The organism is Citrobacter sp. Cf132 (assembly GCF_030333885.1).
Taxonomy (GTDB): Bacteria; Pseudomonadota; Gammaproteobacteria; order Enterobacterales; family Enterobacteriaceae; genus Citrobacter; species Citrobacter freundii.
On the sequence record NZ_JAOWFA010000010.1, the window covers coordinates 24,275 to 44,639 of the forward strand.

The following is a 20,365-nucleotide window of genomic DNA, read 5'->3' on the forward strand; positions in this document are numbered from 1 at the left end:
TCCGCGTAAACGTGGCTTATTTACCCATGGTGGAGATATTGAAGACCTGTTCCAGCATGGGGTTGAATACAAATCCTTTGACGTCTTTGTTCATCGCCAACTGATAGTTTTTCTGGAATAAATAGACGTAGGCCGCTTCATCAATCACGATGGTTTGCGCCTGCTGGTAGTCATTGGTTCTGGCCACCTGATCGGTCGTGGCCAGCGCGCTACGCAGCAGCTTATCGACCTCACTGTTTTCATAGAACGAACGGTTACCCGGCAAGCCTTTCTTATCTGACTCAAACCAGTAGTTCATAAACATGTACGGGTCGGCAAAATCCGGACTCCAGTTGCCAATGGCAATGTCGTAATCGCCTTTGCCCACGCGGTCACGCATGGTGGCGTTCGCCAGTTTTTCCAGCTTCACCTTAATGCCCAGTTTGCCAAGGCTTGCCTGGGTAGCGAGCGCGATAGGTTCCCAGTTAGGATCATTATCTGAGTACAGGAAGCTCAGGCTTTCAGGTTTGGTGGCAACTTTGTCCCACGCTGCTTGGGCTTTGGCTTCATCGAAGCTGTACTGCATGGCCTTATCGTCAAAACCCCACATACCTTCGGGGATTGGGCCACGCATTTGCTTTCCATTGCCGCTCAGGATCCCGTTGACCATGCCTTTATAATCGGTGGCCCACGAGATAGCGCGGCGTAAATCCACCTGATTGAGCGGGGCCTTACTGTTGTTGAGATACAGATAAGTCACGCGCAATGAGGGATAATCCGCCACGTTCACTTTGCCTTCCTGTTTTAAAGCAGCAAGCTGGTCAACAGGAAGCGCATCGGCAATGTCGATATCGCCACGCGACAGTTGCAGGCGACGGGAGGCGCTTTCACCAATGATTTTGACTGAGACGCGCTTAAACGTCGGTTTTGTACCGGCATAATGCGGGTTTGGCACCAGCACCAGTTGTTGTCCCTTTTGCCAACTCTTCAGCATGAAGGGACCAGATCCTGCCGTGTTCTGCGCCAGGAATCCGCGGGCGTCGTCTGCGGCATGCTCTTTTAAGATGGCCGGGTTAATGATTGAGGCACCGTCATTTGCCAGCGTATACAGAAACGGAGCAAACGGCTGGCTGAGGGTAAACTTCACCGTGGTGTTATCAATAGCCTCAACCTTCAGATCTTTCGGGAAAGCCTCCGCAGGTCCCTGACCAATCTTGAGCAAACGTTCGAAGGATTGCTTTACCGCATCAGCCGTCACCGGTGTTCCGTCGGCGAATTTGGCATCGTTTTTCAGGGTAAACGTCCACTCTTTCTGGTCGTCCGAGGCTTTCCAGCCGCTGGCTAAATCGCCTTCAACTTCCGTGGAACCTTTACCACCATCGGTTTTGTACTGAACCAACCGCTGGTAAGAGGGATAGGTGACCGTCCAGTCATTGTTATCTATGGTCACAGCGGGATCGAGCGTCTGCGGATCGGCGGCTTTACCAATCACTAACATATCTTTGGGAACGGCAGCCTGCGCGGCGGGCAGGGCAACCGCTAACGCAACGGCTATCAGAGCGGGGCGGAAAAAAGCGTTTAACGCAGGTGTAGTCTTCATAACCAGGCTCCAGAATTAAAGGGGATGTTGTGTTGTTATAGACGTGACAGTGTAACAATCAATTTGATCGTCAAGCAGCGGGTAACGGGCGGCATCAGGTAATTCAAAATGCCACCATTCGCTGTTAATACCGACAAAACCACCACCAAACATAATGGCATTGAGCAGCAGGCGGTTACGCTGCGCTGCCGGAGGAACAGATGGATGCCAGGCATGGGAACGGTCGTGCATTTCATCAAAACCGGCACCCATATCAAGGAGATGGCCGCGATCGTCCATCAACGTGACGTCAATGGCCGTACCCCGACTGTGATTGGAACCAATCGCGACATCGACAACATATTGCGGGTCGGGACAGGCATTCCACAGTATCGCCTGCGCCTGCTGGGGGCGATACGCGTCGTACACTACCAGCGACAAGCCCGCCAGTTGCGCAATGCTGATGCTTTTTGCCAGCGCGGTTACCGCCTCGGTGTGCAACAGGCAACGCGCTTCCCTGTAGATAGGTGCGCCGGTAATGTTGTCGGCAGTAGCGTATTTAAGATCGATATGCAGCGACGGAAATATCACCGACAAATCGACCAGTTCTGGGAGTTCTGACATAGCACGTTTCCTGTTTATTGTTCAAATTGACCAAATTGTTGTTGTAACTGGCGATTAGTTTGCAGGCGTCCTGCGAGGGCGTCACCCAGTTGCGCCACCACCGCAGAAAGTAATAAGTTGAACAGACAGCTCACCGGTGCCAGTGAGTCCCAGAAATGTCCGGTGTCGGTTTTTACCTGAAGCAAATCAATGGAATAATCCCTGGCCCATGGGCACCACACATCGGTAATTAGCGCCAGCGGAATGCAGCGTTCAGTGGCGACACGGCAATATTGTCGCGAAATAGCGGAGTAGGCGCGCATATCGGTAATAACCACGTAAGGCTGGCTGAATCCCGAGTTCAGCGACTCTACCCAACTGCCGGAAAGGCCTTCGGAGTAGCTGACTTTAGGTCGCAGATATTCCAGGTGACTAAAAAAGGCGTTAGCGATCCCGCGTGTGGACTGGATCCCGAGGATGTACACGGCTTCCGCATGCGCCAACTGCTGTGCAATGCGTAGAAACGTCTCACCCTGAGCAAGTTGGTAGACGTGGGTAATGGCGTCGATTTCCAGTAACAGCGACTGGTGCGCCCGATCTGGCAGGCTTTGTTGCTGGTGCCAGGAATCCAGTCGTTCATTCATTCCCCAGGGCTGATACGGAACTACAGGCAGCTCGCGCAGACTGGCTTTTGCATCCTCCAGGTTACGAAAGCCCAGTTTACGCAGATAACGTCCGACGGTAATGCCGCTGGTTCCGGTTGCTTTCGCGATGCCATCCGCGGTTTCAAATGGGATCTGCACAGCATGGGCTAACAGCCACCCAGCCACGCGCTTTTCGCTGGGCGTCAGCTGGCTAAAGGTTTGCTCTATGCGGGTAAATAACTCTGGTTTGGCTGTCATTACCTTCTCGCTGTTAGTTGTCTGTCAGATTCCGTATCTCTGTTAGCGAATTAACAATGCACGACGCGTGCCATGTCAGTAACAGCGGCATGTCGGCTGTTTTTGTTAAAACTCAGCTCAAATTTGTTAACTAATGATCAACATTTGTGCAGCGTAGTTCAGTTTTGGTGCAACGGCAGAGGAAGCGGGGTATGAATCTGTTGATTTCGTCGGAACGATCACATTGTGGGCAACATTTATCCCTAAGACATAAGAATCAGTAATTGAAAATATAAATTTCAGCCATATCAATAACACCAATCTTTATTCTTATGACGATAGGGGTATTATTTTCGCGAGCTACATTAACGGTGTTAAGCGCAAGTGTAGATATTATTTATATTATACATGGAGTACTACAATGAATAAATTCTCCCTTTCTACAGCAGGTATTCTGGTCGCAGCGCTGTTAACCAGTGTCAGCGTCAATGCAGCAACAGATAACGCTAAAACTGAAGTGACTCCGAAAGGCATGAACTGTCAAGAGTTTATTGATTTGAACCCACAAACTATGGCTCCGGTGGCCTTCTGGGTGCTCAATGAAGACGAAGACTTCAAAGGTGGCGATTACGTAGACTATAACGAAACCGTTACGACTGCAGTTCCTCTGACCGTTGAACTTTGTAAGAAACATCCGCAGAGCGAATTAAGTAAAATAAAAGACGAAATCAAAAAAGAATTATCTAAATAAAATTAATCCGTTATTAAAACCCAGCCAAAGTGCTGGGTTTTGTTACTTGTGACATTGTCACTTTTTTCTTTTGCAATACTTAAGAAATCTTTATAAAGATATAAACGCCTGTGCCGATACTGGATAAAAGTTAGCCTTTTGCAGAAGGAGTTTGTATGGCCTGGTATCCTACTCGTATTTCAACGCGTTTAACCATCGGCGGCATTCTGCTGCTTGCAGTAACGACTATTGTTATCGTGGTGATTATGCTCTGGCGTGGTCAGCCGCGCGTCGTTGAAATCAACACCGCCCTGATCGAAGAAACAGGGCAAGGTTTAACCCGTCAGTTGAGTACCGTATTGTCCCGAATTGAAGGTGAGACAGTCAGCCTGTCGCGACTGGCTGAAGTGTTGCCTAACGATGAATCTCTGTATCAAAGCGTCGTTCCGCATCTGATTGGTGAAGGTAAAGACTCGATTATTACCGGCGGTGGTATCTGGCCAGAACCAAACGCCTTCACCGCAGGTGTGGAGAAAAGAAGCTTTTTCTGGGCGCGTAATGCCGAAGGAAAGCTTGTCTATTCCAACGATTATAACGTCGAAGGATCAAGCGGATACCACAATGAAAGCTGGTATCAGCACGCCAAAGGGCAATCACAAAACAACTGCCTATGGTCTGATGTTTACCAGGATGCCAGTTCAGGCGTCAACATGGTGACATGCAGCGTGCCTTATCAGCAGGCGGGCAAGTTTGCCGGTGTCGCTACCACCGATATCCGTCTGGATAACGTCGCTACTTTCATGCAGCAGCAGGGCAACAGCACTGGCGGTTACGCGTTTGTGGTAGACAAGCAGGGACAAATTCTCTATTTCCCGCAGGCCGACCTGGCCAAACATAAAACCATTAACGATCTGGCGCAAAGCGCGCAGTGGCTTATCCCGGTGCAGAACGGTCTGAAATCTTTGCGCCCGACAGATGGGGTGAAGACCATAACGCTGGAAAATGATCTCGTCCTGAATACAGCGTCACAGGTCATGCTGTTCCCGATGCCAGATACCGGCTGGGTCGTAGGGCTTGTGACACCAGAATCACGTATTGTCGGTCTTGCCAAAGTGATGATGCAGGACGTTCTGGAGGTATTGATCCCTATCATGACGCTGTTGCTGGTGGGATCATGGCTGGTGGTTCGTCGACTAATTTCACGTCTCGATGATACCCGTCAGGCACTTGATGACATCGCGCAGGGAGAAGGCGATCTTACCCGTCGTCTGGATGTTCGCGGCAAAGATGAGATTTCGGCTATCGCCGAGGCGTTTAACCTGTTCGTCGATAAAATCTCGGCCATCCTGATCACCGTCAGAAGCAGTAGCACAGTGGTGGCGAATAACGCCGTTAGCCTGGCTGATAGTAATATGGAGCTTTCATCTCGCGTAACGCAGCAGGCCGCTGCGCTGGAAGAGAGTTCAGCGGCTATGGAGCAGTTAAATGCGACCGTTCATCAAAACGCCAGTAATACACAGTTGGCGGATGAGCTATCCGATAACACAGCGCAAACGGCCAACCGTTGCGGTGATGTGATGCAAGGCGTTATCTCTACGATGGATAACGTCAGCGCCTCATCCGGCAGAATGGTGGAAATTGTCGCTGTCATCGACAGCATTGCGTTCCAGACCAATATTCTCGCCCTGAATGCCGCGGTTGAAGCCGCCAGAGCGGGTGATGCTGGCAGAGGGTTTGCCGTCGTGGCCTCCGAAGTGCGCACGCTGGCTCAGCGCAGTGCCACCGCTGCCCAGGAAATTAAAGCGTTGATTGATGAATCCGTTTCTCATGTTGGTAGCGGAAGTCAGCAAATTCACACTGCCGGCGAACGTCTGGGAGAACTGGTCAGCAATGTGCGTCAGGTACGCCAGTTGATGGGGGAAATACGCGTTGCTGGTGAAGAACAGCGTAAAGGTGTTTCCGAAGTTACGCTCGCCGTTACCGAAATGGACAGCACCGTTCAGCAAAACGCATCATTAATTGATGATGCCGCCGCACGTACACAGGCATTGAAAGAGGAGGCGGAGCAGTTGGCGTTGCTGGTCTCGTCATTCAGATTGCCTGAGCCTTCAGTGGCCTGATAACGACACGATATCCGGGTGCAAACATTGTGCCCGGATAACTCCAGTATAATGGCGCTTAACCACGATTTATCGATTTAACTCCTCTTTATTGTGCCTTACAAAACTTTGAATCATTCCCCGCTTAACTCTATAATATTGGGTGTAAAGTCGTTTTTATTCCAATAAGAGCCAATATTATGGATTTAACGCTCAATACAGCAGCCGATATCGTCAAACTACTTTGCGACAGATTGCGTAAGGAACGGCTCGCGCAGCAAATGACGCAGGCAGATGTTGCCGCGCGTTCAGGTGTCGGTGTGAATACCGTTTCGAATCTGGAAGCAGGTAAAAATGTAGGATTTGAGAATCTGGTCAAAGTCGCGATGGTGTTAGGCTATGGTGACGCGCTGGAGGGCTTATTCAAACCCAGGATCGACAGTCTGGATGATATTTTGCGTTACGAGAAGAGCGCGGCACGTCAGCGGGTGAAAAGGAAAAATACTGATGCCTGAGCAAGTCGATATCTTTTATGAAGGCTGGGGTGAAAAATGGTTGTGGGGAAAACTGGTGTCTTCCTCAGCCCTGACCGGACGCCCGTTGATCGCCTTTGAATACAGTGAAGACGCTATACGTAAGGGGCTGGAGCTGTCCCGGCTAAGGTTACCACTGAACGGTCCTCGTTTACGCAGGGATTTCCCGGCTCATCAGTTGGGATTACCAGGACCCGTGTACGATTCGCTACCTGATGGTTGGGGTATGCTGTTGATGGATCGTTTATTTAAACGCCGTGGACTCAACGCAGCGCGCATAGGACCTCTGGAGAGATTAACCTGGGTCGGCAATAACGCAATGGGCGCCATGACGTTCCGGCCCGTTCAGTCAGATGCCGAGACGCTTTCAAAAGAGGATGTTCCTCTCGAACAACTGGCATCTGAGGTTCAGGAAGTCCTGAGCGGCGAAGGCGGGGAATTCTTGCAAAAACTGCTCCAGATGGGCGGTTCACCGCAAGGGGCCAGGCCAAAAGCGTTACTTTATCGTGACAGTGTCACGTCAAAGTTCACCACTGCGCCTCTCCCGGGGAGCGAAAGCTGGTTGATTAAATTTCCTGCCAGGCATGAGCATGCTGAGGTATGTGCCATCGAAGCGGTGTATGCTGAATGTTTGCGGCAATGTGGGATCACTACGCCTGATACCGCGTATTTTAATCTGCCTGACGGGCAGGCGGCATTTGCTACCCGCCGTTTCGACCGTGACCAATCGGTCCGTATTCCTATGCAGAGCCTGGCGGCATTTACCGGTGCAAATTACCAGATACCCGGTGCTTTAGATTACCGGGATTTTCTGCGCGCCACACAGATTTGTACCAATGATGTCAGAGAAAAAGCGAAAGCGTTCGAACGCGTGGTTTTCAACGTGGCATTTAACAACCGCGATGACCATCCCAAAAACTTTGCCTATTTAATGTCAGCCGCAGGAAACTGGACTTTGGCTCCGGCTTACGACGTGACCTGGTGCGAAGGACCCGGCGGGTATCACCAAATGGACGTGCTGGGAGAAGCGCTGGATATCGAAAGAAAGCACCTGCAGCAGCTTGGCGTACAGGAAGCTGAGCTATCAGCTGAGCATGTAAACGCTATAATCGATAAGATCTGCCACCATGCAACAGCGCTAAGCGTTACAGCCAAAGACAAATACGCCGATCAGATAACACAAACTACGCTGAATACGATACAGAAACAGATTAATGATAATGTCCGCCGGTTAATGTCCCTGTGATGCAGAGACAGCCGCTACACTTAGCGAAGAATTAAATCTGAGCGAGGCAACGTTATGGCTGAATTTGTCGTGAATATGCTGAAAAACACGCCAGTTTGGGTGTATCTGCTGTTTGCCTTTCTACTGTATCGAGGGATTAAAGCCAGAACACCTGCCACTGTCACGCTGGAAAAGCTGGCGCTGATCCCCGCTATTTTTTTAGTCTGGGATATCTACGATTTAATCACTTATCGCGACCCGACCCTCATTACGTATATTCAGTGGGCGATAGGTATCCTCAGCGGCGCAATCATTGGCTACATATTAATTAACCCCGGCCGTTTGAGCCGCAGTAGCGCACCACGGAGTATTCACCGTCCGGCAGATTATTCCGCATTGCCATTTATGCTGATGGCATTCGGCGTTAAGTACGTACTTGGCGTACTTAACGCCATTTCCCCCGACGTTTTACGTCAACCCGCAATGAGCGCCCTGGCTATCATTACTGGCGGTATGTTCGCCGGAATTTTTGTGGGGAAATTTACCCGCTACGTGAGCGTCTGGCTCAGGCTTCCCGCTCAGAACAACCATTAACGTCCCCAACGATTGCGAATATAGGCCACAGCTTCCTGCGTTTGCGGTTGATTAAGATAATCTTCGCGAAACAGGATCGTGCCGTTAATGTACGGTTCGGTCTCGTTTAGATCGATCTGCTTTTTCAGTTCCGGCACACCGCCTTTGACCGTCCAGTCTGGCTCTTTTCTCGATGGTTCACCAACTTTATACAGCGCTACACCAATGTAGAGGCGAGTGTTGGTTGATTTCACGACATCTGCCCACCATTTTGCCAGTACATCGTAGCGCGCTGCATCGCGGGCAAAAGGCCAGTAGAGTTGCGGTGCGATGTAATCCAGCAAGCCTTGTTGCACCCAACGGCGGGTGTCGGCATAAGACTCATCATACGCTGCCGCACCGCGCGTGTCGGAGCCCGCTGGATCGTGCGAACGGTTGCGCCATACGCCCGCAGGGCTGACACCGAATTCAACCTCAGGCTTGAGTTTCTTGATAGTCCGTGATACCTGGGCAATCAGCCGTTGCGTGTTATCGCGGCGCCAGTCAGCTTTGGAAGCGAATCCCTGGCCGTATCTTCTGAACGTCTGGCTGTCATTGAGCGCAGAGCCAGGAGACTCGGTATAGAAGTAATCATCAAACTGCACACCGTCAACAGGGTAATTCTCAACCACTTCCGCCACGATGCTGGTTATCCAGTCACGCACTTCGGGAATACCGGGGTCTAACACAAAACGCTCGCCCGCGGTGCGGATCCAGTCCCGATGCAGAACGTATACGCTGGACGGTGTTTGTGACAGCGTGCTGTTTAATTCAGTGACCGTCGAAGGTTTGGTGTTTACAGACACGCGATAGGGGTTAAGCCAGGCATGAACTTTCATTCCACGCTTATGCGCTTCATCGAGCATAAACTGCAGCGGATCGTAACCCGGATCCTGGCCAATCGTGCCGGTCAGGGTATCTGACCACGGCAGAATCTTTGACTTCCACAATGCGGTCCCATCGGGCTTAACCTGGAAAAAAACGGTGTTAATACCAAGTCGTTTCAGGTTGTCCAGCTTATCCGTCAGCGCTTTTTGCTGCAGACTGATGCGTACAGCAGGTGAACTGATGTTCACGGATGAGATCGGCGGCCAGTCAAGACGTGAAACCGTCGCCAGCCAGATCCCACGCACTGGCTCCTTACTCTGCTGAGGTTTGCTCACCGGAGGTTGCGGAGTGGTTTTGGGGCCGGGCGGTTGTGAAGAACAGCTGCCAAGTAACAACATACTGCCCACAAGTACAGCAAACCATTTCATGTTGGTCAGCGGTAGTCTGGCACGAGAACGGGCGATAATCTTCGCCAGTTTTTTCTGATAATTTCCTGAAAAGAAACCGGATGCTGCCATCTGATTTTGCTCTTATTTCTTCTTATTGCGGCTGTTAGCCCAGGGATCGAAGGCCGGTTCGGGAGTGTTATTTGAGGCCTGGTCATGTAGAGAGTCCAGGTACAGTGCTTCTACTTCTGCCCGTGCCCACGGCGTACGGCGCAGAAACTTCAAACTGGATTTAACGCTCGGTTCATTTTTAAAGCAGTTGATATTAATGCGTTGCGCCAGCTCAGCCCAACCATAACGTTCAACCAGGGCATTGACCTGCATTTCTAGCGTCACGCCATGTAAAGGGTCTTTAGAATTATGAGCATTCATATGAAGTCCAGTTCAGTGGTTCCAGATTTTGTCAGTAGTGAGACGGGAAGAAGGTTACAAGAAAGCAAAGCTGCCAGCAACGGCAGAAAGCGGTATGGCGCGACAAGCCGTACGTCATACCGGCAATGGATGGATCAATACTCTTTAAAAGCCAGTTCCAGACGGGCAATCAACGGTTTAAACAGATAACTCATCAGGGTTCGTTCACCGGTCTTGATCGTCACGCTGGCGGGCATTCCCGCTTTAATTTTGTAATCGCCCAGCAAACGCGCGCCCTCTGCTGAAACCTGTACTTCCGCAAGGTAGTAAGGCTGCTGAGTGGCTTCATCAACTAAGCGGTCCGCAGAGATAGTCAGAACCTGGGCCGGAACCGACGGTAACAGCGCATGGTTAAGGGCAGGGAACAGCACATCAACGGTTAAACCGGGGACCAGTTTATCAATGGCATGTACGGGTATTTTGGCATCAATTTGCATCGGTTGTCCGGCGGCGACGATATCCATCAAATGTTCTCCAGGCTGAATGACGCCGCCCACGGTACTGACTTTAACATCCAGCACAATACCGTTAATCGGTGAGCGGATCTCGGTGTTATCCAGCTCATGACGCGTTGATACCAATTCATCCTCCAGCATTGCCACTTCTTTTTGGTTTTCCGTCAGTTCAGACTCAACTTCACGTAAATATTGATGACGCACCTGGTAGGCTTTAATTTTTAATTCGTTCTGCTGCGATTTCAGTTTGGCAATGTTAAGAATATCTTCTGAAACGCTGCCAGATATTTCTGCTGCCTCGCGCTCCAGCACCAGTAATTGTGCTTTGGGGTAATAGTTTTTTTCACTCAGCGCCCGAATAGCCCCTAACTCCCGGTTAATCAGAGAAAACTGGTGGTCGCGATAGCCTTTTATTTTATTGAGATTATCCGTCTGTCCAACCAGACCATCGAGCGTCTCCTGAATCATCGACAGTTCATCCTGAATCGTTTTGCGACGGGTATCGAAAAGTTTAGCCTGCAGATTTCTGACTTCTGATAGCCGTTTATTGCCAGAGAATTGCTGCGTCAGCGTAGTATTAAAGCGGATCACATCCAGGTCATCGCGTTCTGCTAACAGGCGATCTTCGATACTTTTTGCAGAAATATACTGGGCATTCAACGCGCTGAAACGCATTTCAAGCTGCATTTTATCCAACCGGACGAGGACCTGATTTTTCTTCACGAAGTCGCCTTCTTTGATAAAGATATCGGTTACCCGACCGCCGCTCAGATGCTGAATGGTTTTGCGGTTACTCGATACGGTTACCGTACCATCGGCGACCACGCCCGCATCTAACGGAGCTTGCACTGCCCAGAGGATAAAACTACCGACACCAAGCACAATGACGATCACGCCCCGGATAATCGGCGACCAGATATTGGTATCTACGCCAGCAGAGGCCGTGTTGTGGGGGTTCTTTTTCATCATCAAGCCTCACGTTGCTGTTCAGTCGTGGATGGAGAAGGCGTAGCCACCGGTTTCAGTACGTTGGCCTGACGCAAATGGGCAAAAACCTGATCGCGGGTACCAAACTCCTGTATAACGCCATCGTTAAGCAACAAAACCTTATTGACCACGCCGAGCAGCGTCGGGCGGTGTGAGATAATGACTGTGGTTTGTCCCTGGGTACGCAGGGCATTGATGGCTTTAACGAGTGCAAATTCGCCCGCGTCGTCAAGATTGGCATTCGGTTCATCAAGCACGATAAACGCAGGATTGTTATACACGGCGCGCGCCAGCCCGATGCGCTGCCGCTGCCCACCGGAGAGCTGGTATCCACCTGCGCCCAGTAGTGTGTCGTAACCTTGCGGCAAGCGCAGGATCATCTCATGAACGCCTGCCAGTAATGCGGCGGCGACGATAAGCTCACTGTCATTCTGCGCGAAGCGGGCAATGTTTTGTGCGATGGTACCGTCAAACAGTTCCACATCCTGCGGCAGATAGCCAATAGACGGGCCCAGCAGCGCTTTATCCCACTGGCATATATCTGCGCCATCTAATCTGACTTTCCCTGATAACGGTTTCCAGACACCAACCAGAACCTTTGCCAGCGAGGTTTTTCCTGAGGCTGAAGGGCCGATAATCCCCAGCACTTCACCTTGCTCCAGCTGGAATGAGATATTACGCAGTAGCGGGGAAGGCTGGCCGGGGGCTGCAGCGAAGACGCTTTCGACGCTGATGTTGCCATTCGGACGCGGCAGGGTCAGTACCTCTTTCGGCGCCGGATACTCCTTCAGCAAGGTTGAGAGCTGATGCCACGCGCTACGAAACTGCACGAACTGCTTCCAGCTGCCAATGACTTGCTCTACCGGGTTGAGGACGCGGCCAAGAATGATCGAGGCGGCAATCATCAAGCCCGGGGTAATATGGCCGCCGATCACCAGTAAAGCCCCGGCGCCCAGCGCAATCGACTGCAGCAATACCCGCACAAAGCGGCTGAGACTGCTTAACCCGGCCGTTTTGTCGGCAATCTGTGTTTGTAGCGCCAGCACTTTGTTATGTTGCTCCTGCCAGTTGGACTTCAGGGTCGAAAGCATCCCCATCGCTTCAATGGCATCGGCGTTTTGCAGCTGTTTATTCAGTTTGCTGGCATTGTTAATGGTTAAGGCGTGCGCTTGCTGAATCGGGCGCTTGGTAGAGATTTCAGATACCAGCGTCAGAATAAATAATAATGTTATTCCGCCGAGAGAAAGATATCCCAGCAGGGGATGGACCAAAAAGGCGATGAACAGATATATCGGCGTCCAGGGAATATCCAGTAAGGCGAACAGACTATTCCCGGAAAGAAACTGACGGATCTGATCCAGTTCGGCTAAAGATTGCGCCGGGTTGTTATCACCGGTAACCATCTTTCTTTTAAAGGCCGCGTTAAAGACCAACTGACTTAGCTTTATATCCAGCCTGTTGCCAAGCCTGACCATAACCTGCGCGCGGGCAGATTCAATCATGGCAATAACGATGTACAAGCCGACAATCAATAAGGTTAACATTAACAGCGTGGTGGTATTTTTACTGACCAGCACACGATCGTAAACCTGTAGCATATAAATTGCCGGCGCCAGCATAAGCATATTAATCACACAACTAAAAAACAACAGCATCAGAAAAGTGGGTTTCGTTCCCTTTAATGCATCATTCAGTTCTGTTGGCGTATGCTGGCGCGACATAGTCTTCTCCTTATACGATCAATGAACTATTGCCATTGTTGCTGGCAAGGGTAGTGGGCATTTCCAGATAAAAGTCACCAATATTCACGGTGGTCGAATTGACGCCCACCAATGTGATGGTGTCTGTACCGATAGTCACAATGGTGTTGCCATTGTTTCCGGTGATAGACACGTTGCTGGCAAAATTACCCGCATTGATACCTAACAAGACGAGATCAAGGAAGTCCTGCCCGCCGTTGGGGTTACTGTCAAAACCGGTAATTCGGTCCTGCCCAAAGTTGGCCCCAAAGGCGAAGATGTCGCTCCCGGTACCACCGTCCAGAATGTCGTTACCTTCCTGACCATTGAGAATATCGTCCCCACTACCGCCGGAGAGGGTATCCGCGCCCGCACCGCCAATCATGACATCGTTGCCAACACCACCTTGCAGGTTATCAACGCCATCTCCGCCATCGAGGAAGTCATTCCCGATACCACCAAACAACTGGTCGTTACCGCCCATACCAAACAAATAGTCGTTACCAGAACCGCCCGTAATGGTATTTGCAATGGCATTACCGGTACCAATAAAACTGCCGTTGCCGGTAAATACCAGTTCTTCCACGTTATCGGTGAGGTCGTAGCTGCTGAGGCTGGTTCGGACAACGTCCGTGCCGCCATTCACACCTTCGATAACCACATCACCGAAATCATCAACGATGTAGGTATCATCGCCCGCGCCGCCGGTCATACTGTCGGCACCAAGCCCGCCATCAAGCGTGTCGTTACCGGCATCACCTTGCAGAATATCTTGTCCCGCCTGACCAGAGAGATTGTCGTTTCCAGCACCGCCGATGAGCAGATCGTCACCTGCACCGCCAAGTAAGGTGTCATTACCGCCTTCACCGCGCAGGATATCGCTCCAGGCAGTACCGACGAGGGTGTTAGCCCCGTTGGTACCAACAATCAGATCGCCTACAGGCTGGGTGGTGGTCGACGTCAGGACAACAGGGGGGTTGCCTTCATCGTCGACGACGGTAACGACCACCTGCAACGTTCTGCCGACCATAGCCTGGCCCGGCGTATAGGTAGCGGATGTCGCACCGTTAATGTTGACGAATCCGGTTGGCGAACTCATTCTCCATTGATAAGTGAAATTACCGCCGCTCAGACCATCAGCGTCAGCAATACCTGAAACCACCGCGGTCAGCGTCAGGCTTTCAGTTGGGGTGAGGTCGTTAATTACTGGCACACCGGTCGTGGCCTGATTGCGCGGGAGGATTGCCTGAGTTTGTGCCGACACCAGGGTTTCAGCGTCACCCATGCGGTCGTTAAAACTGGCGACCACACGCAACGGTGCGCCCTGAATAGCGCCAGGCACTCTGAACTCAACGCCTGTTGCCTGATCTCGCCATTGGCCGTTGACGAATGCCTGCCAGGTCATAGTGATGACCACATCCGCCGCCAGCCCGTTACCATCCAGCAAGTTCGCCACGTTGACGCGCAGCAGGTCACCCACCGAAGGATTAGGATTGCTGATGGTCAGATCGCCCGTCGCTTGTTGCCCCGTCACCCACAGCTGCTTCCCATCGCCAAACTCCAGTTTTTCGATGTTCAACAGACGATCGATGCCATCATTCAGGTTCAGCGCGGCATCCGGCGTAGCGTGATCGACGCGCAGGCTACCGTCCGCCATACGGGTAAAGACATAGTTGCTGCTGACATCACGGTACACCGCGACGTCAGTTTCCGTGCCGTTACCTTCATGCAGAATTTCGCGCACAATCGACAATTGATTCGGTTTCAGCGTGCCGGCCAGCATGTACGATTTCAGTTCGGCCATACCTTCGGCGCTGGTGAGTCCCGCCATACCCGTAACGGCAATACGGACGTTGAGCCACGCATCACCATCAATGATATCGTTACCAGCTTTACCCATGATGCGGTCGCTACCACCACCGCCGAGTAAAATATCGCTACCATCATCAGGATTCAGTAGCACCGCGTCCGGATTTGTAGAACGCTCTACACCGAGAATAGCCTGTAGACCGTTGATCCGGTCCGCACCTTCCTGGGTCAGGTTGTTAGAGAGGGGAACGCCCTGAACAGGCGCAGTACCTATCGGCTGTTCTGTTCCGGTCAGGATATCGTCGTGTTTCCAGCCCGACAGCCCTTCAACAAGATCAAAACGGTCGCGTAGAATAAACTCCTGCTGGTTGACGAAAATAGGGATCCCAAGGTCAGAGTTAGCGCCATTTGGGTCTCCTTTATGGATAGCCCAGTCGAAACCGGCCATGCCATTATTGCGCTGGATCCCCGCGCCCTGAACCATGATGTCGTCACCGGCTTCGCCATCGTAGTCGGTGTCGTTACCCTGACCGTTGAGGACATCGTGACCGATAATGGTACTGTTGAAGAACAACTCAGAGTTGTCACCCGCCAGCGTGTCAAACCCGTCGCCGCCTTCCAGCCAGTCATCGCCTTCGTTGCCCATCAGGAAATCACCACCCGAGCCGCCAAGCGCAAAGTCGTTATCCTGACCCGAGAAGACCTCCTGCGCATCTTCGCCGACCACCACGAAGTCGCTGCCGCTGCCACCAAAGACCAGATCGTTTCCGTTACCAGAGAAGATAACGTCATGTCCGGCATCGCCATGCAGGAAGTCCGCATCACCAACAGGCGTTCCGGTATCGGTAATAATGTCATCACCGTCACCGCCATGGACCACATCTGCTTCGTCACCGCCGTCCAGTCGGTCATCTCCGCCATCGCCCCACAGGCTGTCTATCCCTTTACCGCCGATTAACGTATCGTTGCCTGCCGTCCCACCAAGCACCACATGCCCATCGCCGGTATATTTCAGATACCCACCATCGGCAAAACTATCGCCGTCAACATCCACCCCTGGGTCGCGACGCACCAACAACGGCGAGAGCAGATCCTTCAGCGGATTACCCCATTTCGGGTCGATTTCCGTTTGCAGCACGCGGTTCACTTCAAAAATATGGTCCGGTGTCTGGAACAGATTAGCGGGCAGGTGGGAGGAACCCTCATCACCAAGATCGCTGTTACGCATTACCAGCGCGGAAAACGAGTTGGCCTCCAGTTCATTGAGTAAGTTCAGCCCCTGAACGCGGCTCAGATAGTAGAAACGATCACCGTCCTGAAGCATTTCCATTTGTGTTTCGAAAACAAAGTTGAAGGTTGAGCCGAGCATGCCGCCAAATTCATTTTTGCGCTCAGCCAGCCCGCCAATCCAGAAATCGACCATATTCAGACCGGTCTCTTTGGTTGCCCACGCTCCGGTACTGTTAAAGAAATCCATCGCATCCGCAGGCGGGGAATTGTTAGCATCACCAAACAACAGGAAGTTAACCGCTGCGCGCTTACCTTCAAGGCTGGTAGCGTTGAGGATCAGTTCGTGCTGGCCATAGGCGGCCATAAAGTTAATGATTGAAGCGGGATTTTTCAGGTAGGTACTGGTATAAGGCTTCAGTTGGCTATCGCCGCTTAAAGCAAAAAACTGCTCGCGGGCCTGGTTCAGCGTCGGCATTGCGGTGTCACGACCGCGGGCTATATTAAGCGCGCCTAAATCCAGGGGCAGGCCGATGAGATTATTACGCAGAGCATCGGTAATAAATTCATCAATTTCATTACCCACCTGACGCGTCATACCACGCACGATTGCGCCAATAGCCTGATCGTCCGTAACGGTGGCCCCGTTTATTTGATTAAATGCTACCGGATTCAGGAATGCTGAAATCAGGTCAATATCACCGTTTTGCATATCAATGTCGGTACGCGCCACAGTTTCTGTCAGCATTGAATGCCCAAAACGGTAAACAACATGCGCAAACTCTGCAAAGATCAGCGGGTTGATATCCGCCGTGTTGGAGAAGACAAACGGATCGACGGCAGGTTGTACGGTACGGGCAAACTCCTCGAATACGAGGTGCTGATATTGCATTTCCGTGGAGAAGCGGCCTGCCTGGAATAAGTACTCACCGTTCCATACCAGAGTATTGGTATCGGCAGGTAATTCCGTGATTTGGTGGTTGGGCATCAACCACTGGTTAATGAGGTCGATATCGCCGGTTTCCAGCAGAGTGGTTTTATACTGCTCAACCAGGCGGTTATGCTCGCTGTGAAAAACGGCGTGCACCGCGGTTAAACCTATATTTTCGTTCCCGCGCCCGTCACCGGTGATAAAGTGGCGATCGAGCAGTTCGTTATCATAGGTTCCTGCCGGTTGCGGTCCTTCTCCGCCGATGGCGCTGTCATCATCTGCCAGCAGACCAGCTTTTGGCACGGCAGTATGAGCGATGTCATCCAGAAACGCATGACCTGTGCGGAACGTCTCCGCGGGTAACAGGCCTCCGTTGGCTTCAACCAGCCCCCCGGTGGTAACAATCTGTACCTTTCCGTTTTCACTTAAAATCAAATTACCGTAGCGATCCGTTGCCAGCAGGGGAACATTAAACACGTCATGATCGGTGAGTTTAATGCCAAGCAGGGTTTCAGCCTGGTTTTTAACGTCAGCCCAGGTCGCCAGTCCACCGTTTGCACCACCCAATAAATTCCCGGTAGGCTCAGGTTTCCCATCAATAATGACGTATTCGCGGATGAAAATTTGATGTGAAGGATGGGAGGTGTAGGTTTGGTTTTGGTCGATGAAGGGGGTCGTCAGGTTTACTGTCTCTCGGTTTTCATCCACCGTTGCCCGGGTTAATAACATAAAGTTTGTCGACGACCCTTCAACATATAAAGGGTCATCGGGCTGGAGCGGAATGAAAACGATACCGTTGCCTCCTTTCGGAATCAGATCCAGACCATGGTCGAAAAACTGGCCAAAGAAGGTCATCCAGCCGTTAAACGCAGGGGAGAGCCCAATATCGGGAGACTGATTGGGGATGGATAAGTTGCCATCCCCAGTAACAGTCCCGCCGCCGGGCGCATCTTTTAATGCGTTAAAAGCCTCCAGCGCGGCCGGGTTTGAGGCCGTCTGGTCTGAAATTAAATTGCTAATTATTCGTGGGTCGGCATCAATGACCGTACCGCCAATCTGGATATAGCTGGTCATTTGATCCGCATCCTGCCAGTTTAATGCGGTTAATCTCGGCATTGTCTGATCGGCAGAGCCGTATAATTCCTGACCTGGTAAAAGGTTATTCCATGAACCATCTACCGTGCGAAGTCCATAGGGCAAGAGTGGGCTGGAGACTAATTCCCGAAGCATTTCAGCATTAACGCTCCCGTCTGGGTTAGTTGCCGCTTCGGATATTTTGATCTGCTTAAGAATAAAAGCAAGATCGTGGAGGGTGACAGTAAAGTCATATTGTGAGGCCATAAGTCATTACCCCTATCTTTACTTGTATTGGCTATCACCACTCTTTTCTTCTGCTTACAAAAGCAGACAGAAGAATGAGTCGTATAAGATACCTGATGGTTATTACATGTTTTGACTCCATGTTTTAAAATATTGAAGATATCCACAACCGGGTTAGCGTTGTTCTCCAGTGTATTACTTAGTGAAAATAAGAGTCAGACCTTATTTATTCGATTTTGCGACCCGGAGTGGGACCGCGTACATATTAAGGGCACGCGGTTTTGAGAAGACTGAGTCTTCTCAAGGTCACAGGCGTCGTTTTTTTAACCTCGTATTACATTTTTGTTATGATCATAACTATGGTTTTTCCTTTGCCGACTTCACTCATACTTTTCTATGAATAAGATTGTATTTTCATTTCTTTACATTTCAAAAGATGTCATTTTGTTTTAATAAAAACAGTAACAATATCAGTTGATTAACGTATCGGGTGAGGTTCCTTGTTGTGGCTCTCGTAACCAGAATGATACAACTAATGAAGCGAGCCCCAGGAATAAAATAAAATAAAACACCGAATGAATTCCTGATGATAAGGCGAAAATCTCAGGTGTACTGGCTTTCCCATTCATCGCTCTTGCGGTAAAAGATGACATCAGGCTGATTGCGATCGAGGCTCCGGCGGCACCGGAGATTTGATACAACGTATTCCAGACAGATGTACCATCAGAATATAAAGATTTAGGCAAAGAACTCAAAGCTGCTGTTTGTACCGGCATGATAATGCACGTTACACCAAAGCATAACAACATAAACGCGGCGGCAATCGCCCATTGCTCTGCGAATCCATGAGTAATTATAAGGAATATCGTTGCACTCAATGCGAGGCACAGAGAACCAAGGACAATAAAAGGTCTCATCGCATAGCGGTTATAGAGGGCACCAATCAGCGGGGAAAAGAGAACATTCACGATGTTACCCGGCAGTAAAATCAGACCGGCCATAGCAGGTTGCATTACCAGGACATCAATAAAATAGATGGGCAATATAATCGCGGTGGCAAGTACGCTCATTATGCTCATCATCATGATAAGCGAGCCGACTGTAAATATCGGGCATGAGAATATTTTTGTGTTGATCAATGGATAACGAATTCTGGTTTGTCGCCAGAACAATGCGATAAGGCACAGAATTCCCATCAGGAAAACGCCCCAGAAGTGGACTGATGACGCAGGATTTTCAGACAACGCAGCCAACCCGCAGATGATGCCGCCAAACCCGATGGATGATAATAATAGCGATATCACATCAATGCGCGGATGAGTAATATCCCCAACATTTTCTGCTGCAACAATGGCCAGTAGTAATGCTGCGATATACATTGAAGCACATATAAAAAATATCGCCCGCCAGTTCAGCACGGTAATAATTAATCCTGATATTGTTGGTCCTAACGCGGGCGCCAGAGTAATAGAAACACCTACTACTCCCATTATTTTTCCACATTGATGCAACGGAAAAATAAGTAAGGCCGCGCTCATCAGCACGGGTAGCAGTATCGCGGTGCCAATAGCCTGAACAATACGCCCGGTCATTAACATCATCATGTTTTCTGAGACACCTGAAATCAGGCACCCCAGAAAAGAGAGTGAAATCGCAATGATGATTAATGACCGGGTACTGAACCACTTCATCAATATGATTGATGCCGGCATGAATACGGCCAGCGTCAATAAATACCCTGTAACCAACCATTGCGCAACGCCTGCAACCACGGAAAATTCATGCATCAATTGGGTTAATGCCATGTTTAGCGCAGTTTCACTGAATAATCCTGTAAATACGCCAAGCATCAGGGTACTCAACATCAGTACTGGTGAGTGCACTTCTTTTTCTGGTCTTCTTAATTTCATTGTTTTCACATTTATTCAGAAAGTCATCAATAGATATAAAATAACGCCATCCGAATACACG

The 20,365-nt window shown here is 50.6% G+C and carries 14 protein-coding genes; 5 read left to right on the forward strand and 9 right to left on the reverse strand.

Annotated features, from left to right (window positions below; all coding sequences use genetic code 11):
* Positions 1–16: 16 nt before the first annotated feature.
* The 3 genes from OGV85_RS00165 to OGV85_RS00175 are packed head-to-tail and all read right to left on the reverse strand — an operon-like array spanning position 17 to position 3,063.
* Positions 17–1,579 (reverse strand): ABC transporter substrate-binding protein, encoded by a 1,563-nt coding sequence (locus tag OGV85_RS00165; RefSeq protein WP_061548269.1) that lies wholly within the window; start codon positions 1,577–1,579, stop codon positions 17–19.
* A gap of 15 nt (positions 1,580–1,594) precedes the next feature.
* Entirely contained in the window at positions 1,595–2,182 is a 588-nt protein-coding gene (ddpX, locus tag OGV85_RS00170; protein WP_003020004.1) for a D-alanyl-D-alanine dipeptidase, read from the reverse strand.
* A 14-nt stretch (positions 2,183–2,196) separates the two neighbouring features.
* Entirely contained in the window at positions 2,197–3,063 is an 867-nt protein-coding gene (locus tag OGV85_RS00175; protein ID WP_003020002.1) for a MurR/RpiR family transcriptional regulator, read from the reverse strand.
* A gap of 400 nt (positions 3,064–3,463) precedes the next feature.
* Between OGV85_RS00175 and hdeB the strand changes: the two genes are divergently transcribed.
* The 5 genes from hdeB (at position 3,464) to OGV85_RS00200 (ending at position 8,223) form a co-directional block, all read left to right on the forward strand.
* Positions 3,464–3,793, forward strand: a complete 330-nt coding sequence (gene hdeB, locus OGV85_RS00180; RefSeq protein WP_003019999.1) for an acid-activated periplasmic chaperone HdeB — start codon at positions 3,464–3,466, stop codon at positions 3,791–3,793.
* Between the two features lie 155 nt (positions 3,794–3,948).
* Positions 3,949–5,892: a methyl-accepting chemotaxis protein gene (locus tag OGV85_RS00185; protein WP_048232044.1), complete on the forward strand. Its 1,944-nt coding sequence runs from the start codon at positions 3,949–3,951 to the stop codon at positions 5,890–5,892.
* A gap of 179 nt (positions 5,893–6,071) precedes the next feature.
* On the forward strand, positions 6,072–6,386 hold the full coding sequence (locus tag OGV85_RS00190) for a helix-turn-helix domain-containing protein (RefSeq protein ID WP_003836258.1): 315 nt from the start codon (positions 6,072–6,074) through the stop codon (positions 6,384–6,386).
* Complete coding sequence (locus OGV85_RS00195; RefSeq protein WP_061548268.1) at positions 6,379–7,650, forward strand: type II toxin-antitoxin system HipA family toxin; 1,272 nt, start codon at positions 6,379–6,381, stop codon at positions 7,648–7,650. Before OGV85_RS00190 ends, OGV85_RS00195 begins: the two co-directional genes overlap by 8 nt.
* A 54-nt stretch (positions 7,651–7,704) precedes the next feature.
* Complete coding sequence (locus tag OGV85_RS00200) at positions 7,705–8,223, forward strand: hypothetical protein (RefSeq protein WP_003836260.1); 519 nt, start codon at positions 7,705–7,707, stop codon at positions 8,221–8,223.
* Here OGV85_RS00200 and OGV85_RS00205 read toward each other — a convergent pair.
* The 6 genes from OGV85_RS00205 to OGV85_RS00230 form a co-directional block, all read right to left on the reverse strand.
* A complete protein-coding gene (locus OGV85_RS00205) occupies positions 8,220–9,587 on the reverse strand; it encodes a glycoside hydrolase family 10-like protein (protein WP_061548267.1) in 1,368 nt (455 codons plus the stop codon). The genes OGV85_RS00200 and OGV85_RS00205 overlap by 4 nt on opposite strands.
* Before the next feature lie 12 nt (positions 9,588–9,599).
* Positions 9,600–9,887 (reverse strand): VF530 family protein, encoded by a 288-nt coding sequence (locus OGV85_RS00210; RefSeq protein ID WP_003019974.1) that lies wholly within the window; start codon positions 9,885–9,887, stop codon positions 9,600–9,602.
* Between the two features lie 134 nt (positions 9,888–10,021).
* A complete protein-coding gene (locus OGV85_RS00215; protein WP_170864050.1) occupies positions 10,022–11,350 on the reverse strand; it encodes an HlyD family type I secretion periplasmic adaptor subunit in 1,329 nt (442 codons plus the stop codon).
* Positions 11,350–13,089 carry a type I secretion system permease/ATPase gene (locus OGV85_RS00220; RefSeq protein ID WP_016150245.1) on the reverse strand — a complete coding sequence of 580 codons (1,740 nt, stop codon included), beginning with the start codon at positions 13,087–13,089 and terminating at the stop codon, positions 11,350–11,352. The genes OGV85_RS00215 and OGV85_RS00220 overlap by 1 nt, the downstream gene beginning before the upstream one ends.
* Before the next feature lie 10 nt (positions 13,090–13,099).
* Positions 13,100–18,415, reverse strand: coding sequence for a peroxidase family protein (locus tag OGV85_RS00225; RefSeq protein ID WP_286552860.1), 5,316 nt, complete (start codon positions 18,413–18,415; stop codon positions 13,100–13,102).
* A 449-nt stretch (positions 18,416–18,864) separates the two neighbouring features.
* Positions 18,865–20,304, reverse strand: a complete 1,440-nt coding sequence (locus tag OGV85_RS00230) for a DHA2 family efflux MFS transporter permease subunit (RefSeq protein ID WP_231877194.1) — start codon at positions 20,302–20,304, stop codon at positions 18,865–18,867.
* Positions 20,305–20,365: the final 61 nt, after the last annotated feature.

Excerpts from the sequence above, each read along its gene's own strand:
- OGV85_RS00165 (WP_061548269.1), bottom strand. The coding sequence starts at position 1,579 with ATGAAGACTACACCTGCGTTAAACGCTTTTTTCCGCCCCGCTCTGATA.
- ddpX (WP_003020004.1), bottom strand. The coding sequence starts at position 2,182 with ATGTCAGAACTCCCAGAACTGGTCGATTTGTCGGTGATATTTCCGTCG.
- OGV85_RS00175 (WP_003020002.1), bottom strand. The coding sequence starts at position 3,063 with ATGACAGCCAAACCAGAGTTATTTACCCGCATAGAGCAAACCTTTAGC.
- hdeB (WP_003019999.1), top strand. The coding sequence starts at position 3,464 with ATGAATAAATTCTCCCTTTCTACAGCAGGTATTCTGGTCGCAGCGCTG.
- OGV85_RS00185 (WP_048232044.1), top strand. The coding sequence starts at position 3,949 with ATGGCCTGGTATCCTACTCGTATTTCAACGCGTTTAACCATCGGCGGC.
- OGV85_RS00190 (WP_003836258.1), top strand. The coding sequence starts at position 6,072 with ATGGATTTAACGCTCAATACAGCAGCCGATATCGTCAAACTACTTTGC.
- OGV85_RS00195 (WP_061548268.1), top strand. The coding sequence starts at position 6,379 with ATGCCTGAGCAAGTCGATATCTTTTATGAAGGCTGGGGTGAAAAATGG.
- OGV85_RS00200 (WP_003836260.1), top strand. The coding sequence starts at position 7,705 with ATGGCTGAATTTGTCGTGAATATGCTGAAAAACACGCCAGTTTGGGTG.
- OGV85_RS00205 (WP_061548267.1), bottom strand. The coding sequence starts at position 9,587 with ATGGCAGCATCCGGTTTCTTTTCAGGAAATTATCAGAAAAAACTGGCG.
- OGV85_RS00210 (WP_003019974.1), bottom strand. The coding sequence starts at position 9,887 with ATGAATGCTCATAATTCTAAAGACCCTTTACATGGCGTGACGCTAGAA.
- OGV85_RS00215 (WP_170864050.1), bottom strand. The coding sequence starts at position 11,350 with ATGATGAAAAAGAACCCCCACAACACGGCCTCTGCTGGCGTAGATACC.
- OGV85_RS00220 (WP_016150245.1), bottom strand. The coding sequence starts at position 13,089 with ATGTCGCGCCAGCATACGCCAACAGAACTGAATGATGCATTAAAGGGA.
- OGV85_RS00225 (WP_286552860.1), bottom strand. The coding sequence starts at position 18,415 with ATGGCCTCACAATATGACTTTACTGTCACCCTCCACGATCTTGCTTTT.
- OGV85_RS00230 (WP_231877194.1), bottom strand. The coding sequence starts at position 20,304 with ATGAAATTAAGAAGACCAGAAAAAGAAGTGCACTCACCAGTACTGATG.